The organism is Streptomyces sp. NPDC000880, from assembly GCF_053599675.1.
The window spans coordinates 67,601-82,441 of the sequence record NZ_JBSFMS010000009.1 but is presented as its reverse complement, the minus strand read 5'-3'; the positions used below and the strand labels follow the sequence as shown (position 1 = coordinate 82,441).

The 14,841-nt window shown below is 68.4% G+C and carries 13 protein-coding genes; 7 read left to right on the top strand and 6 right to left on the bottom strand.

What is annotated here, in order from left to right; translation table 11 throughout:
• Window positions 1-39: 39 nt before the first annotated feature.
• The 7 genes from ACWDO5_RS05155 to ACWDO5_RS05125 all read left to right on the top strand — a co-directional run bounded on the left by ACWDO5_RS05155 (window position 40) and on the right by ACWDO5_RS05125 (window position 8,294).
• Window positions 40-936 carry an ABC transporter substrate-binding protein gene (locus ACWDO5_RS05155; RefSeq protein WP_450528501.1) on the top strand — a complete coding sequence of 299 codons (897 nt, stop codon included), beginning with the start codon at window positions 40-42 and terminating at the stop codon, window positions 934-936.
• Entirely contained in the window at window positions 936-2,534 is a 1,599-nt protein-coding gene (locus ACWDO5_RS05150; protein ID WP_450528499.1) for an amino acid ABC transporter permease/ATP-binding protein, read from the top strand. The genes ACWDO5_RS05155 and ACWDO5_RS05150 overlap by 1 nt, the downstream gene beginning before the upstream one ends.
• Complete coding sequence (locus ACWDO5_RS05145) at window positions 2,531-3,001, top strand: RidA family protein (protein ID WP_450528497.1); 471 nt, start codon at window positions 2,531-2,533, stop codon at window positions 2,999-3,001. Before ACWDO5_RS05150 ends, ACWDO5_RS05145 begins: the two co-directional genes overlap by 4 nt.
• Window positions 2,998-4,113: an acetamidase/formamidase family protein gene (locus ACWDO5_RS05140; RefSeq protein WP_450528496.1), complete on the top strand. Its 1,116-nt coding sequence runs from the start codon at window positions 2,998-3,000 to the stop codon at window positions 4,111-4,113. The genes ACWDO5_RS05145 and ACWDO5_RS05140 overlap by 4 nt, the downstream gene beginning before the upstream one ends.
• A gap of 95 nt (window positions 4,114-4,208) precedes the next feature.
• Window positions 4,209-4,946, top strand: coding sequence for a FadR/GntR family transcriptional regulator (locus ACWDO5_RS05135; protein WP_450528494.1), 738 nt, complete (start codon window positions 4,209-4,211; stop codon window positions 4,944-4,946).
• A gap of 156 nt (window positions 4,947-5,102) precedes the next feature.
• The gene (locus ACWDO5_RS05130; RefSeq protein ID WP_450528492.1) at window positions 5,103-6,500 is read left to right on the top strand and encodes an acetamidase/formamidase family protein; all 1,398 of its coding nucleotides are present in this window, start codon (window positions 5,103-5,105) and stop codon (window positions 6,498-6,500) included.
• Window positions 6,501-6,653: 153 nt separating this feature from the next.
• Window positions 6,654-8,294 (top strand): amidase family protein, encoded by a 1,641-nt coding sequence (locus tag ACWDO5_RS05125; protein ID WP_450528491.1) that lies wholly within the window; start codon window positions 6,654-6,656, stop codon window positions 8,292-8,294.
• Between the two features lie 249 nt (window positions 8,295-8,543).
• Here ACWDO5_RS05125 and ACWDO5_RS05120 read toward each other — a convergent pair whose 3' ends face one another.
• From ACWDO5_RS05120 to mimD, 6 genes are all read right to left on the bottom strand, one after another.
• Entirely contained in the window at window positions 8,544-9,836 is a 1,293-nt protein-coding gene (locus ACWDO5_RS05120; RefSeq protein WP_450528489.1) for an Nramp family divalent metal transporter, read from the bottom strand.
• Window positions 9,837-9,892: 56 nt separating this feature from the next.
• Window positions 9,893-11,545, bottom strand: a complete 1,653-nt coding sequence (gene groL / locus ACWDO5_RS05115) for a chaperonin GroEL (protein ID WP_450528488.1) — start codon at window positions 11,543-11,545, stop codon at window positions 9,893-9,895.
• 155 nt (window positions 11,546-11,700) lie between these two features.
• Window positions 11,701-12,717 carry an NAD(P)-dependent alcohol dehydrogenase gene (locus ACWDO5_RS05110; RefSeq protein WP_450528487.1) on the bottom strand — a complete coding sequence of 339 codons (1,017 nt, stop codon included), beginning with the start codon at window positions 12,715-12,717 and terminating at the stop codon, window positions 11,701-11,703.
• A 5-nt stretch (window positions 12,718-12,722) separates the two neighbouring features.
• Window positions 12,723-13,436, bottom strand: a complete 714-nt coding sequence (locus ACWDO5_RS05105; RefSeq protein WP_450528485.1) for an iron-sulfur cluster assembly protein — start codon at window positions 13,434-13,436, stop codon at window positions 12,723-12,725.
• Window positions 13,433-14,434, bottom strand: coding sequence for an amidohydrolase family protein (locus ACWDO5_RS05100; protein ID WP_450528484.1), 1,002 nt, complete (start codon window positions 14,432-14,434; stop codon window positions 13,433-13,435). The genes ACWDO5_RS05105 and ACWDO5_RS05100 overlap by 4 nt, the downstream gene beginning before the upstream one ends.
• A gap of 13 nt (window positions 14,435-14,447) precedes the next feature.
• On the bottom strand, window positions 14,448-14,813 hold the full coding sequence (mimD, locus tag ACWDO5_RS05095; protein ID WP_450528483.1) for a propane 2-monooxygenase effector subunit MimD: 366 nt from the start codon (window positions 14,811-14,813) through the stop codon (window positions 14,448-14,450).
• Window positions 14,814-14,841: the final 28 nt, after the last annotated feature.

Sequence of the window (14,841 nt, the reverse complement as noted above, 5' to 3'; positions counted from 1 at the left end):
CAATGCTTCCCCTGCACCAGAGACTGAAGGAACGGGTCCATGCGCCAACTTCCCCCGATAGCAGCGGCGTCCGTCGCGTCGGTCGCCCTCATGACGCTGTCGGCCTGCGGCACCGGGGCGACGGCGAACGACACGGCGACCGCAGCCCCGGTTTCGTCCGCCTGCAAGCAGCTGCAGACCACGTACCCGGAGCTCAAGGGCAAGACGTTCACCAACGCGATCAACCCGCACACGCCCGGCTACGAGGCGCTCGACCCCAAGGATCCGAGCAAGTACATCGGATTCGACATCGATCTCGGCACCGCCCTGGGTGACTGTCTGGGCTTCAAGCTCACCTACAAGGCGGTGGCGTTCCCGGCGCTGCTGCCCACGCTGCAGAGCGGACAGGCCGACCTCGTCATCTCCGACATCTACGCCACCGCGGAGCGTGCCAAGGCGGCTGACTTCGTCACGTACTCGAAGGTCTACGACGGGGTGCTGGTGCGCAAGGGCAACCCGAAGAAGATCACGGGCATCAACACCTCCCTCTGCGGGACCACAGCCGCGCTCAACACCGGATTCGTCGAAGTGCCGCTCGTTCAGAACCTCGCCGGTGCGTGCAAGGCCGCAGGCCGTCCCGCACCGCAGGTGCAGCTGTACGACAACAACGCCCAGTGCGTCCAGGCGATTCTCGCCGGCCGGGCGGACACCTACATCAACGACGTCAACACCGTGAACAAGGCCGTCGAGGCGAACCCGAAGACGCTGGGCAAGGCGACCGCCGTGACGCTGCCCTACTCCATCGGCATCGCGGTGCCGAAGGGCAAGACCCAGTTCCGGGATGCCATCAAGGCCGCGCTGACCGAGATTCAGAAGGACGGCACGGAGACCAAACTGCTCAAGAAGTGGTCTCTCGACACGGGCACCCTGGAGGCGCCCAAGCTGGTGACGGGCTGATGTCCAGCTTTCTCCACTACCTGGAGATGCCGTATCTGCTGCAGGGCATCCTCATCACCCTGCAGCTGACCGCACTGGGGCTGCTCGGCGGTCTGGTGCTGGGGTTCGCGCTGGCGAGCATGCAGCTGTCCAGGCACCGGGCGCTGTCCGCGGTGGCACGCGGGTACACGATCGTCTTCCGGGGCACGCCGCTGATCCTGCAGTTGGTCTTTGCCTACGACGCACTGCCGCACATGGGGCTGACGCTCAACCCGCTGACGGCGGCGGCGCTCGCGCTCGCGGCCAACGAGGCCACGTTCATCGCGGAGGTCTTCCGGTCCGGCGTGCTCGGGGTCGACAAGGGACAGATCACTGCCGGGCAGGCGCTCGGGATGACACCGCGTGTGACCATGAGGCGCATCATCGCTCCGCAGGCGATACGTCTCATGGTCCCGGCGCTCGGCAACGAAGCCGTCAATACGCTCAAGAACTCCTCGCTGGCGTCGTTCATCGCCGTTCAGGAACTGACCCTGCGCAGCACCCAACTCGCCTCGTCCACCTTCGACTTCTTCTCCATCTTCTTCGCGTCCGGGGTGATGTATCTCGTCCTCACCGGAGGCATCAGTGTCATACAGCTGGCTGCCGAGCGCGCACTCGACCTGGACCGCCCCGCGTCCCGGTCGTGGGTGTACCGGCTGCTGCCGGTCCGCCGGCCCATACCCCTGCCGGTGGTGGCCGCGGCGAAGGACACCGTGGCCGACGACGAAGCGTGGGTGCCGCCGGCCCCGCCCGAGCCGTGGGAGCGGGAAGCCCGCGCGGCGGCGCTCGACGGCGCACCAGCCTCCGTCGAGGTCCGCGATGTGCACAAGAAGTACGGGGAGCAAGTCGTACTCGACGGGCTGGACATGACCGTACGGACCGGCGAGGTCGTCGCCCTGCTCGGCCCCAGCGGGTCCGGCAAGAGCACCCTGCTGCGCAGCATCAACCACCTGGAGGACGTGGACTCGGGGGCCGTCCTGATCGGCGGCCGCCGTATCGGCTACCGGGAGGACGGCAGGGCGCTGTCCCCCGCGAAGGTCGCCGGGGCCCGTGCCGAGGTCGGAGTCGGCATGGTCTTCCAGCACTTCAACCTCTTCAGCCACCTCACCGCGCTCGAGAATGTGGCGGGCCCGTTGCGGTGGGTGCACGGGATGCCGGCCGCGGAGGCGGAACGCAGGGCGGGCGAGCTGCTGGAACGAGTGGGTCTCGCGCACCGGGCGGGCGCGCTGCCACGACACCTGTCGGGCGGGCAGCAGCAGCGCGTGGCGATCGCCCGGGCGCTCGCACCGAATCCCCGGGTGCTGCTGCTGGACGAGCCGACGTCGGCCCTCGACCCGGAGCTGGTCCATGAAGTGCTGGAGGTGATCCGCGGGCTCGCCCGCGAGGACGGGCTGACCATGCTCATCGCCACCCACCAGCTGCGCTTCGCGCAGGAGGTAGCCGACCGGGTCGTGTTCATCAGCAACGGGTCCGTGGTCGAGGAGGGGCCCGCCGAGGTGCTCCTCACCCGCCCCAGGCACCCGGCAACGGCCCGGTTCCTGCGGGTCATGGGGGCGGACAGTGTAGGAGAGGCGGTATGACAGCAGCACAGCCCGCGAAGCCGGTCAGGAAAGAGACCTTTGTCTTCTCGCCCGCGGACGGCGTGCCGCCGCAGGTCGGCCCGTTCGCGCACGCGACCCGCTTCGGATCGCTGGTCTTCGTCACCGGCCAGATGCCCACCGACCCGGCGACAGACCGGTTGGTGGAGGGCGGAGTGGTCGCCCAGGCGGAGCAGGTGCGCCGCAATCTGGAGGCCGTGATCCGGCAGTTCGGCCTCACGCTCGACGACGTGCTGATGGTCCGGGTCTATCTGACCGACTTCGACGACTTCGACAAGTTCAACGCCGCCTACGAGACCTGGTTCAGCGGCCCGCTGCCGAGCCGCACCTGCGTCGGCGTCACCGGCCTGGCCGTCGGCGCCGCAATCGAGATTGACCTCATCGCCGGAATCCCAGAAGCCCCGGGCACGCCGGAAACGCCGGAAACGCCGGAGAGGAACGATTCATGAGCCTGCCCCTCCTCCAGTCCCACGAGGGCCCCATACCCGGCCGGCACTACCTGGCGTCGACCATCGACACGGTCACCTGGGGATGGCTGCCCGCCGAGGGCGCCGCACCGGCTGCCGAGATGGCCTCCGGGGAGACGATCACCGTGGACACCGTCTCCCACGAGGGCATCATGGAGGACCAGGGCAGGGATCCGCGGGCCTTCTTCGGGCAGTTCGGGGTCGACCCCGCCGGCGTGCTGCACGACGCCGTCGACATCGCGGCCGCACACCCTGTCCGCGACGCCGTCGGCGACGGACCGCATGTCACCACCGGGCCGATCACGGTCAGCGGGGCCAGGCCCGGCGACGTACTGAAGCTCGACTTCCTGGAGCTTGTGCCGCGCGCTCCGTACGGAGTCATCTCCAGCAGGCACGGCTACGGCGCCCTGGCCGGGGAGCTGCCTCCCCTCCCGTACCCCGGCTTCGTGTCCGATCCCAGCGACCCGGAGAAGGCGGGCGCCGTGTCCACGTTCTGCCGGGCCTCGGCGGACGGGATCGGAAGCCTGGCGGTGCCGGGCGGCCGGGAGCTGCGCTTCCCCCTCGCGCCGTTCCTCGGCCTCGTCGGGGTGACGCCCAGTGGTGAAGCTCCGCTCAACTCCGTGCCGCCGGGGCCGTTCGGCGGCAACATGGACGTCAAGGACCTGGTCGCCGGTACGAGCCTGTATCTGCCGGTGCAGGTAGACGGTGCCGGGCTGTTCATGGGCGACCCGCACTACGCCCAGGGGCACGGCGAGGTGGCTCTCACCGCGCTGGAGGCCCCACTGCGGGCAACCCTGCGCGCTACGGTGCTGCCGGCGGCCGAGAGCCGTGCCCTGCTGGGGTTGCTGAGCCGGCCCTTCGGCGAGACCTCGGAGCACTGGCTCGCGCTGGGCCTGCACCGAGACCTCAACGAGGCGTTCCGCGAGGCGGTCCGCGAGGCCCTGCGGGTGCTTGCCGATCTGTACGAGGTGCCGACGGACGTCGGGTACGCCTATCTCAGTGCCGCCGGGGACTTCGTGGTGAGCCAGGTGGTGGACGACGTCAAGGGCGTCCACTGCCTGATCCGTAAGAGCGACTTCGGCGCGTGGACATGACCATATGCAGCACTCGGCCGGTGGACTCGAACCCCGGGACCCACGGTGAACAGGCACTGTACGCTGACTGCATATTGGGCGAGGAGGTAAACGGCATGGGAGTGGCGAAGGTGCCACCGCTGCGCAACCGTGCCCGTAGCATCAGCGACGCGCTGGTCGCCCATCTGGAGCAGCTGATCGCGCTGGGCGAGCTCGGCCCGGGTGACAGGCTGCCGTCGGAGCGCGAACTGGCCGAGTCGCTTTCGGTGTCACGGACCTCGCTCCGGGAAGCCCTGCACCAGCTGGAGGCCAAGCACCTCATCGAGCGTCGGCAGGGCAGAGGCACCGTGGTGCTGGCACCGCCCACCCAGGTCGACGATCTCTATACCAAGCTGGCCGACTTGGCCGAGGCCGACCGGGAACTGGCCAATGTGGCCGAGCTGCGGACGGTCATCGAACCGAAGATCGCCGAATTCGCGGCAACGCGCGCCACCAGCGCCGACCTGCTGCAAATGGACGACATCCTGCACGCCACGGACGAGAACCTGCTCGGGGCCAAGTCGCTCGAGCTGGACATCCAGTTCCATCTGACCCTGGCCAGGGCGAGCCACAATCCGCTGCTCACCGCGCTCACCACGATGGTCAGTTCATGGACCACTCCAGTACGCAAGGACTCCCACAGCACACGGGAGGGCCGGCTGTCATCCCTTGCCGGCCACAGGGCGATCCGTGACGCAATCGAGGCCCGTGATCCGGCGGCGGCAGCCCAGGCCATGAGTCGTCATCTCGCAGACGTCGACGAGCTGATCCGGCGCACGCGCCACGACAGCGCGGCCTCCACCGACCAGGCCTGACCTTCCGCCGACCAGGCCCGGCCTTCTCAACCGCGACGACCCGCCACAGGGCGGCGCGATCCCCTGCAGTCCCCGCTACGGCGCTGCTCACGCATGCCCAATCCTCCCCCTGGGACCGATCTCACGACACAGCACGACACGACGACAGGAGTACGCATGAACACCTCCGCCATGGACCCGGGCGACGCCCGGGAGCTACTCATCTCCGGCCTCGGGCGCCGCGGTTTCCTCCGCGCTGCCACCGCCGTGACCACCGCGGCCACCGCTGCGACGCTGCTCACGCAGGGCCGGGCACAGGCTGCGGAGTCCGCGAAGGCGCCCACGACCGCGTACCCGAGTGAGATCCTCCAGCCCGGCAAGGGAGCGGTCCACGGCAAGCACTACCTGCCCTCGCTACCGGAGCAGGTCCGCTGGGGGTACGTCCCCTCGCTCGACGGCCAGCCGGTGCTGCGGATGCGTTCCGGGGAGACGGTGACCGTCGACACACTCTCCCACGAGGGGCTCCTGGAGGACCAGGGGCGCGACCCCGCCGCCTACTTCGCCGACCACGGCGTGCCCGCCAATCAGGTGCTCCGCGACGCGATCGCTGTCGCCCGTGACTACGACCGGACCACCAGGAACTTCGATGTCGACGGCCCGCACGTGGTCACCGGCCCGATCCACGTTGCGGGGGCGCAGCCCGGCGACGTACTGAAGATCGAGATGCTCTCGATCCTGCCTCGCGTGCCTTATGGTGTCGTGTCGAGCCGCCACGGCAAGGGCGCCCTCGCCCGCCAGTCCGGTGGCTCGGCCCCGGCCGGGATCACGCTCGACGAGGTCATGCCGCCGGCGTCGACGGACGGGCGGCCCACCAGCGACCCTGCCGACTACGGCAATGTCTCGCTCTTCACGCCGATCCGCCGCGGTTCGTCCAAGGTCCTCAACGGCGTGATGCCGCTGGGCACTTCAGGTGAAGTGGCCTTCCCGCTCAATCCTCACATGGGCATGATGGGCGTCGCTTTCGCGTCCGGGGACACCCTCACCGCACCGACGCTCAACTCCATACCGCCGACCCTCGGGGGCGGCAATATCGACATCAACCTGCTCACCCAGGGCTCGACCTTCTACCTGCCGGTCTTCGCCGAGGGCGCGCTCTTCTACACCGGCGACCCGCACATGGCCATGGGCAACGGCGAGGTGGCGCTCACGGCCATGGAGGGTTCCCTGCGCACGACCTTCCGCCTGACCGTGTGCAAGCAGGGCTCCGGTGACGCCCCGTCCGTCGCCTTCCACTACCCCTTCGCCGAGACCCCCGACGAGTGGGTGGCGGTGGGTCTGTCGGACCCCGACGGCATCCAGAACAGCCAGATCAGCGACCTGAACGTCGCCATGCGGCGCGCCGTGGTCAATGCGCTGGACTTCCTTGAGCACGACCTCGGCATGGACCGCCCGGTGGCATACGCGTACCTGTCGGCGGCCGCCAACTTCGAGGTGTCCCAGGTCGTGGACCGCACCGTCGGCGTACACGGGGTGATCAAGAAGGGGCATTTCGCCGACAAGCACCACGGGCGATAGGACCGATCACCCAGGGGCGGGGGGGCCTGTCCCCCACGCCCCTGGATGGCGTCCAACCGGGGTGCAACCCGGAGCACGCCGACTGAAGTTGTAACGCGATGTGAATTCCTAGCTGCCGCCCAGCGGCAGTACCAGAGAGGATCGGTGACGCGCGTGAGCGAGTCGAGCAATCTCAACAGGCGTGGGTTCATAGGTGCCGTAGGCGCGGTCGGCGCGCTGGGCATCGTGGGTGGGGCGGCAGACCCGGCCTTCGCGCAGAAGGCTGCCACCCCGCAGGCAGCGACCGGCACGTCCGGGCTGTCGCCCCGCGAGGGCAGCTTCGAACTGATGGAGGCGACCATTGCCGACATTCACGAGGCGTACCGCCGCGGTCAGCTCACCTGTCGGAAGTTGGTGCAGCAATATCTCGACCGGATCGCCGCCTACGACAAGCAAGGGCCGGCCCTGAAGGCGATCATCACCCTCAACCCACGCGCGCTCGAGATCGCCGACGACCTGGACCGCCAGTACCGGCGTTCTGGCCTGACCGGCCCGCTGCACGGCATCCCGGTCATCCTGAAGGACAACTTCGACACCTTCGACCTGCCGACCAGCGGCGGCAACACCGCCATGCGTAATTCCATGCCCCCGGCCGACGCATTCGCGGTGGAGAAGATGCGCAAGGCGGGGGTACTCATCCTCGCCAAGGCCAACCTGCAGGAGTTCGCCCGGGGCGGCAACTCGATCAGTTCGCTGGGCGGGCAGGTCCTCAACCCTTACGACCTCAGCCGGACACCGGGCGGGTCCAGCGGCGGGACCGGTGCGGCGATCGCGTCGAACTTCGCCGTCCTGGGCACGGGCAGTGACACGGGACAGTCGATCCGCTCCCCTGCCTCTGCCAACAGCCTCGTCGGCGTACGCCCCACAAGGGGCCTGATCAGCCGTCACGGCGTCATGCCGAACAGCATCACGCAGGACGAGATCGGACCCATCACCCGCACGGTGGAGGACGCAGCCCGGCTGCTCGACGTCATGGTGGGCTACGACCCGGACGACCCCATCACGGCATTCGGTGTCGGCCGCACTCCGGGCAGCTATACGGACCAGCTGAAGGGCAACGCGCTTCGCGGCGCCCGCATCGGCGTGATGACCAACCTGTTCGGCACCGAAGCGCGCCACCAGGAGGTCAACCGCGTGATGGAGGACGTCATCTCCACCATGCGATCGCAGGGCGCGACCATCGTCCGCTTCAGCCTGCCGGCGTACGACACCCTGCAGTCCGTTGTGGCCAACTCGAGCTGGGAAGCGCACACGGCCATGGACGCGTACTTCGCTTCCCTCGGCCCGGACGCCCCGGTGCGCACCTTCGACCAGCTGGTCGCCTCCAAGACGGCGACGCCGGAGGTGCAGACGACGCTCGAGCAGGAACTGGCGGTCAAGGACGGCCTGAACAACCCGGAGTACAAGGACCGCACGCTCAACCGTGAAAAGCTTCGGCTGGCGGTGTCGGCCAAGATGGCCGAGCTCAACCTCGAGGCGATCCTGTATCCGCTGCAGAAGGTGCTCGTCTCCCCGGTCGGAGTTCCGCAACCGGAACGCAATGGCACCCTGTCGAATGGCACGGGGTTCCCGGCCGTCTGCTTCCCCGGCGGGTTCTCCACCCCCACCAAGGCCGCTCCGATCGGCGTGCCGGTGGGCGCCGAGTTGCTCGGACGTGAGTACAGCGAGCCGCTGCTCCTCTCGCTCGCGTACGCCTACGAGAAGGCCGCGAAGACCCGGAAGCCACCGCGCAGCACGCCCCCGCTGTCTCGGTAAGCGAAAGGCGGGAGGGCACGAGCTCATCGTGCTCACGGCCCAGGAGGTAGCGCCGTGGATGTCACATTCGCGCTGCGCCGGGGCCGCGGGGCCCACTTCCGCGCGTTCTGACACCGGCAGATGGCCGTCCTGGACACCGGCACGACATGAGGGTGTCCAGGGCGGCCCGTACGCCGCCTCGGGCGAAACGAACGCCTCGGCCAACGCAAACCGAGACTGCGCTCCGCAGCGGGCGCCGGCAAAGTGGCGCTACCTCGCCATGCCGATCAGCAGGCTGATGTTGAGGGCGATCACGATGCCGCTGATCAGCCACGCGGCGGCACTGGTGCGCCGTCTATTGGCCCAGCGGCCCATGATCGCTTCATTCTGCGTGAGCAGAATGAGCGGGATCAGGGCGAAGGGGATGCCGAAGGACAGCACCACCTGGCTCAGCACCAGTGCTCCGGTCGGACTGGTACCGCCGCTGAGAATGACCAGGGCGGGGATCAGTGTCAGAATGCGGCGCAGTAGCGCCGGTACGCGGCGTCGGATGAAGCCACCCATGACAGCCTGCCCGGCGTACATGCCGACGCTGGTGCCCGCCATGCCTGAGATCAGCAGCGCCAGTGCGAAGGTGGTGGCGGTGAGAGGACCCGCCAGGCGCTCGTAGGCGGAGTGGGCGGCGGAGAGCGAATTCGCCGCCTCGGGAGCGGAAGTGTGGAAGAGGCCGGCCGCTGAGATCAGCAGGGCCGCGTTGATCACCCCGGCGGCGCCCATGGCAAGGAACACGTCCGTGCGGATGTGCCGCAGCAGGTGACGGCGGGAGGACTCGGCGGGCGCCATGGGCCGACGCTCGTCTGGGCGGTACCGCTCGGTGGTGAGTGCGGAATGCAGGTAGACGACATGGGGCATCACAGTGGCTCCCACGATGCCGCCCGCCAGCAGCAAGCTGTCCGCCCCGTCGAGGCGGGGCACCAGGCCGGGCGTGAAGTCGAGCGGGTTGCCGGTGGACAGCAACTGCCCGGCGAACGCTCCGAGCAGAAGCGCCAGACCCGCGGCCATGAGCACTTCGAAGCGCCGCCGGCCCCGGCCGCGCATGGGCATCAGAAGCAGGGAGACGGTGCCGACGACGAGGCCGCCGAAAGGCAGCGGCAAGTCGAAGAGGATGTGCAATGCGATGGCCCCGCCGACAACTTCCGCCAGGTCGGTCATCATGACGACCACTTCGGCCTGTAGCCACAACCCCCACACCACTGGCCGCCGATAGGTGTCCCGGCACAGTTCGGGCAGGCTCCGCCCGGTGGCAAGTCCCAGCTTTGCCGACAGGTACTGCAGGAGCATGGCGACCGCGTTGGCGGACAGAACGACCCACAGCAGCAAGGGGCCGAACTGCGTACCGGCCTGGATATTGGTGGCGAAGTTGCCGGGGTCGACGTAGGCGATTGCCGCCACGAAGGCGGGACCCAGCAGTGTGTAGCGCACCCTCTCACGCCGCCGCCGGCGCTTTGCCGTCGACGGCGGTACGACGGCCGTGGCTGTAACGGAAGGAGAGCTGGCTTCCATGTGCGAGGTCACCGCCTGGTGGCTCGATCGGCTGTGGGGCTGCGGCCAGGTGCGGATCAGGGAATGTTGGACGGCCGCGGGATACCCTCTGCGAGGTCGCCGTGGCCGGGCGCGTGGATGGAGCCCGGGTTACCGATGATCTCCTCGACGACCAGTGTTTCGGTGGTCAGCAGAAGGCCGGCGATGGACGCCGCACTCTGCAGGGCGCTGCGGGTCACCTTCAGCGGGTCGATGATGCCGCGCTCGTGCAGGTCGGCGTAGTCGGCCCGTAGAGCGTCCAGGCCGAAGCCGTCCGGGAGGGAACGCACCTCCCGCTCGGCGGCGTCCGGGTCGAGACCGGCGTTGATGGCGATCCACCGCAGCGGCTCGGCCAGGGAGCGTGCGACGATGCCGCGCCCCACCGCCTCGTCGGCGTCGTGCGTCTCGTGCGCGTCCACGGCCTTGCGCGCGTGGACCAGTGCGGCGCCTCCGCCGGCGACCACGCCCTCTTCCGCCGCCGCCCGGGTCGCGGCGAGGGAGTCCTCCAGGCGCATCTGCTTTTCCTTGAGTTCCACGCCGCTGGCCGCTCCCACCCGTATGACGGCGACTCCCCCGGAAAGCTTGGCGATGCGCTCGCCGATCTTCTCCCGGTCGTGTTCGTTGACGGCACGGCCGAGTTCGGTCTTGAGATTCTCGATGCGCTCGGCCACCTGCTCGTTGGAGCCGGCCCCGCCCAGGACAGTGGTGGTCCGCTCGGTGGTGATGATCTTGTCGGCCCGGCCGAGATCATCGAGGGACGCCCGCTCCAGCGTCCTTCCGGCGGTGCCGGTGATGACCCGTCCACCGGTCAGGGCGGCCAGGTCCTCCAGCTCGGCGATCCGCCGGAAGCCGAAGCCGGGCGCCTGTACGGCCAGGGAACGGAATGTGCCATGGGCCGCGTTGGTGACGAGCATGCCCAGGGCGGGGCCGTCCACGTTCTCCGCGATCACCACGAGCGGCGCGCCGGTGCGCATGACCTGTTCCAGCAGCGGCATCAGATCCTGCACCCTGCTGACCTTGGTGTCGCACAGGAGGATGTACGGGTTTTCCAGCGCGCTCTCCATGCGGGCCTGGTCGGTGACCATGTAGGGCGAGATCCATCCGCTGTCGAACTCCAGGCCCTCGGCGAACTCCACGGACAGCCCGTAGACCGGGGACTCCTCGACGGTCACCACGCCGGTGCGTCCGACGCGGGCCACGGCCTGGGCGATGGCCTCACCGATGGCCGGGTCGTTGTTGGCCGACAGGGCCGCCACGCGCACGAGTTCGTCGTCGGTCGACACCGGCCGGGACTGCTCGTGCAGGGAGGCGACGGCCCGTTCGACGGCGTCCTCGATGCCCTTCTTGACCAGCACGGGGTTGGCGCCTTCCCCGACGGCACGCAGCCCCTCGCGGACGATGGCCTGTGCCAGCACCGTTGCGGTTGTCGTTCCGTCGCCCACGTCTCCGTTGGTGCGGGTGGCGACCTCCTTGACCAGCTGGGCGCCGAGGTTGGCGAAAGGGTCCTTGAGCTGGATCTCCCTGGCGATGGTGACGCCGTCGTTGGTGATGGTGGGCGGGCCGGTGAGGCGTTCCAGGACGGCGTTGCGGCCCTTCGGGCCGAGCGTGACGCGCACCGCATCAGCCAGGGCGTTGACGCCGCTTTCCAGAAGTTCACGCGCCTCGACGTTGAAGCGCAGGGTCTTCGCCATTTGCTGTGGTCCTCTCGCGATAGGGGCGGTGACGGCCGTCGGCTGCGCGGCGTGCGGTGCCGGACCAGTGCGCCGCGATGGCTGCCCCTCGGCGGCATCGCGGTGGCCAGGTCGCCCTGGCTGCGGGCGGCCATCACCTGTCAGGGGGCGCTGCGTCAGGGAATGAACACCGCCCGGCCGCGGACGCGGCCCGCCGCCAGATCGTTGACGGCCTGCTCGAAGGCGTCGAGGGGGTAGGTGGTGGTGTGAAGATTCACCAGTCCGCGTTCAGCGAGGTTCATCAGTTCGACGAGGTCGGTGTAGGAGCCGACGAGGTTGCCGATGAAGTTGATCTCGGTGGAGATGACGTCGATGGTCGGGACGCTCAACTGCCCCCCGTAGCCGATGACGTGGTAGTCGCCGGCGCGGCGGAGCATTCCGATCCCGTCGTCAATGGCGCCGCCTTCCCCGACGAAGTCCACCACTACCTCGGCCCCGTGCCCGGCGGTGATGTCCTTGACGTGCTCCACCTGGGTGCCGTCGGCGAGAACGGTGTGGTGGGCACCGAGAGTCTCGGCGAGCTTGAGGGCGTCCGGGGACCGGTCGACCACGATCAGTTCGGCTGGGGTCAGGGCGCGCAGGGCCTGGATGCCGATGTGGCCCAGACCGCCGGCGCCGATGATGACGGCCCGGTCGCCGGGGGCGAGCCGGCGGGCCGCCTTCTTGGCCGCGTGGTATGCCGTCAGACCGGCGTCGGCCAAGGCCGCGACGGCTTTCGGCGCCAGGCCGGCGGGGAGTTTGACGACGGCACGCGCGTTGGTACGGATGAGGTCGGCGAAGCCCCCGTCGGTGTCGACGCCCGGGAAGGCCGAGCTGTCACAGTGCACATCATCGCCCCGGCGGCAGGGCCCGCACAGCCCGCAGGTGGCGTGCGGATGCAGGATGACGGGATCACCGACGGACACGTTGGTGACGGCGGCGCCCACGGCATGGACCCAGCCGGCGTTCTCGTGGCCCTGGATGTAGGGCAGCCGCACCGCCGTCTTGGGCTCCCACTGTCCCTCGATGATGTGCAGATCTGTACGGCACAGCCCGGCGCCGCCGATGCGTACGATCACATCCAGCGGCCCGCGCACGGCCGGCTCCGGAACCTCTTCGAGCTTGGGCGTTCGGTGGTAGGCGTGAAGTCGCACGGCCTTCACGGTGCGCCTCCTGTTCCGCTGACGGCCGCCGGGTAGCGGGCGGCGAGGAGTCCTTCGCAGATTTCGGTGTTCGCGCGGATCCCGACACCGACCGTCCGGGCCCGTCGGAGGTGGCGCTCCATCGCTACCGCCGGTACGGCGCGCCCCTGGTCGTCGGTGAAGACCGGCGCGTCCCCGTGGTCGGGCAGCCCGAGGGCCCGGTGGCGTCGCGCGAAGACGGCCGCGGTCCGCTCCGGCAGGTCGCGCAGCCGGACCGCGGACAACTGGTTGGTGGTCCAGCCGAGGTCGGTCAGGCGCCGGCCCAGGCGCCCTTGGGCGGCCAGCCGGCCCTTGCGCAAGAACGTGCGCCGCAGTTCATCCAGTTGATCGGGGTCGGCCAGATGCGGGAAGGCATCGGCGAACCCGCGCCCGTCGGACACGCCGTTGTTGATCTCGTCGGCGGCGAAGTGGTCCTCCAGCACGACCCGCACTTCGGTGGCCCACTCCAGGGCAGCGAGGGCCCTGCGGGAGTCCTCGACCATGAGCCAGGCGAAGTTCGGCGCGCAGAAGTAGGTAGGCAGCCGAAGACGTGCCTCGATGCGGCCCTCGCGGACGCTGACTCGGTGGACGAAACCGAGCTCCGTGATCGGCCGGTCGAGTTCCGGGTCCAGTACGGCCGAGAGAGCGGCGTTGACGCTGCCGACGCGGTCGATGGCCTGTGTGACGGTCATGCCGCCACCTGCGCACCGGACCGCAAGGTCTCGGGCACCTTGATGTCGTAGAGGCGGGCGAGGTTCAGGCCGAGGATCTTCTGCTTCATGCCGGTGGTCAGTTGTCCGTACTCACCCTGAAGGTCCTCGGGGATCTGGAAGTCCACAAACTTCTCGATGAGCCACTTCGGGCTCCAGATCGCGTAGTCGCTGCCGAACGTGATGCGGTCCTCGTCCAGCCAGTACAGGAGCTCACCAATGACCTTGGCGAAGTAACGCGGCCGTGAGTGGATGAACGGTATGACGACGGAAAGACCGGCATACACATTCTGTTCCTGGGTGGCGATCCAGCAGAAGTCCTCCAGTCGCGGCAGACCGGAGTGCTCCACGATGAAGTTCAGCTGGGGAAAGGCAGTGGCGGCGTGGTCGACGTCCGCGACATCGAAGGCGTCGCGGTTCAACGGCCAGACGGTGGGGCCCTTGTGGAGGTGGATGTTACGGATCCCCAGTTCGGCGCACTTGGCCAGGTAGTCCTGTGCCATGGGGTCGGACAGTTTATAGCCCTTGGATTCGCCACGCCATTCGGCGGTGTACAGCTTGACGCCCCGCGGCTGCCATTCCTCCGCCGTCCGCTCCAGGCGGTCCAGGCCGGCCTCTCCTTCGCGAGGATCGAAGGCGATGTTGGTGATCAGCCGGTCCGGATGCTTGCGGGCCAGCGCACCGTTGGATTCCACGGTGTTGAATCCGTTGGTGTAGAACTCGGTGAGGTACGTCGGCTGGAAGATGCCGATGTCGACGTACCCGGTGTCGAAGATGTCGTGCATGAAGTCCTGCTCGCTGTACTTGCGGAACTTCTCCAGCGGCCAGATCCACTCCTGGGGGCTGAGGTTGCGCTGATAGTCGTAGAAGCAGCGGATGAAACCCTCGCCGTACTTGTTGGCGATGTTCTCCTCGCTCGCGTCCCAGAAGTGCAGGTGGCCGTCGACCACGAAGTAGTCCGTGCCGTCCTTGTGATACATGCCGTTCCCTTCGTCAGTCGACCGGTCGCAGGTCGAAGTCGATGTACTCTCCGGCGTCCTCGGGGTTGGCGAACAGCACGGTCTTGTCGTCCAGGTGCACCATGCGCCCGTAGTGCGTGGACATGATCTCCTCGAACTCGGCCTGCCCGAAGTCGAATCCGAGGGCGTCGGAGATCTCGTCGAAGTCGAATTCGAGGACGCGGGTGCCGTCGACGCGGATCATGGACACGTAGTCCGTCACGGACACGTCCTTCTTCCCCCGCATCACATCGGCCACGACGTAGCCGTTCTGATTGTTCATGAGGGTCACGCCGCAGCGGTTCGAGGAGGTCTTGTCCGAAGTGAACTGCGAGCCAGGTCGGTTGGCCGCACTGGTCATGAGAGATTCCCTTCGCTGAGAATCGGGT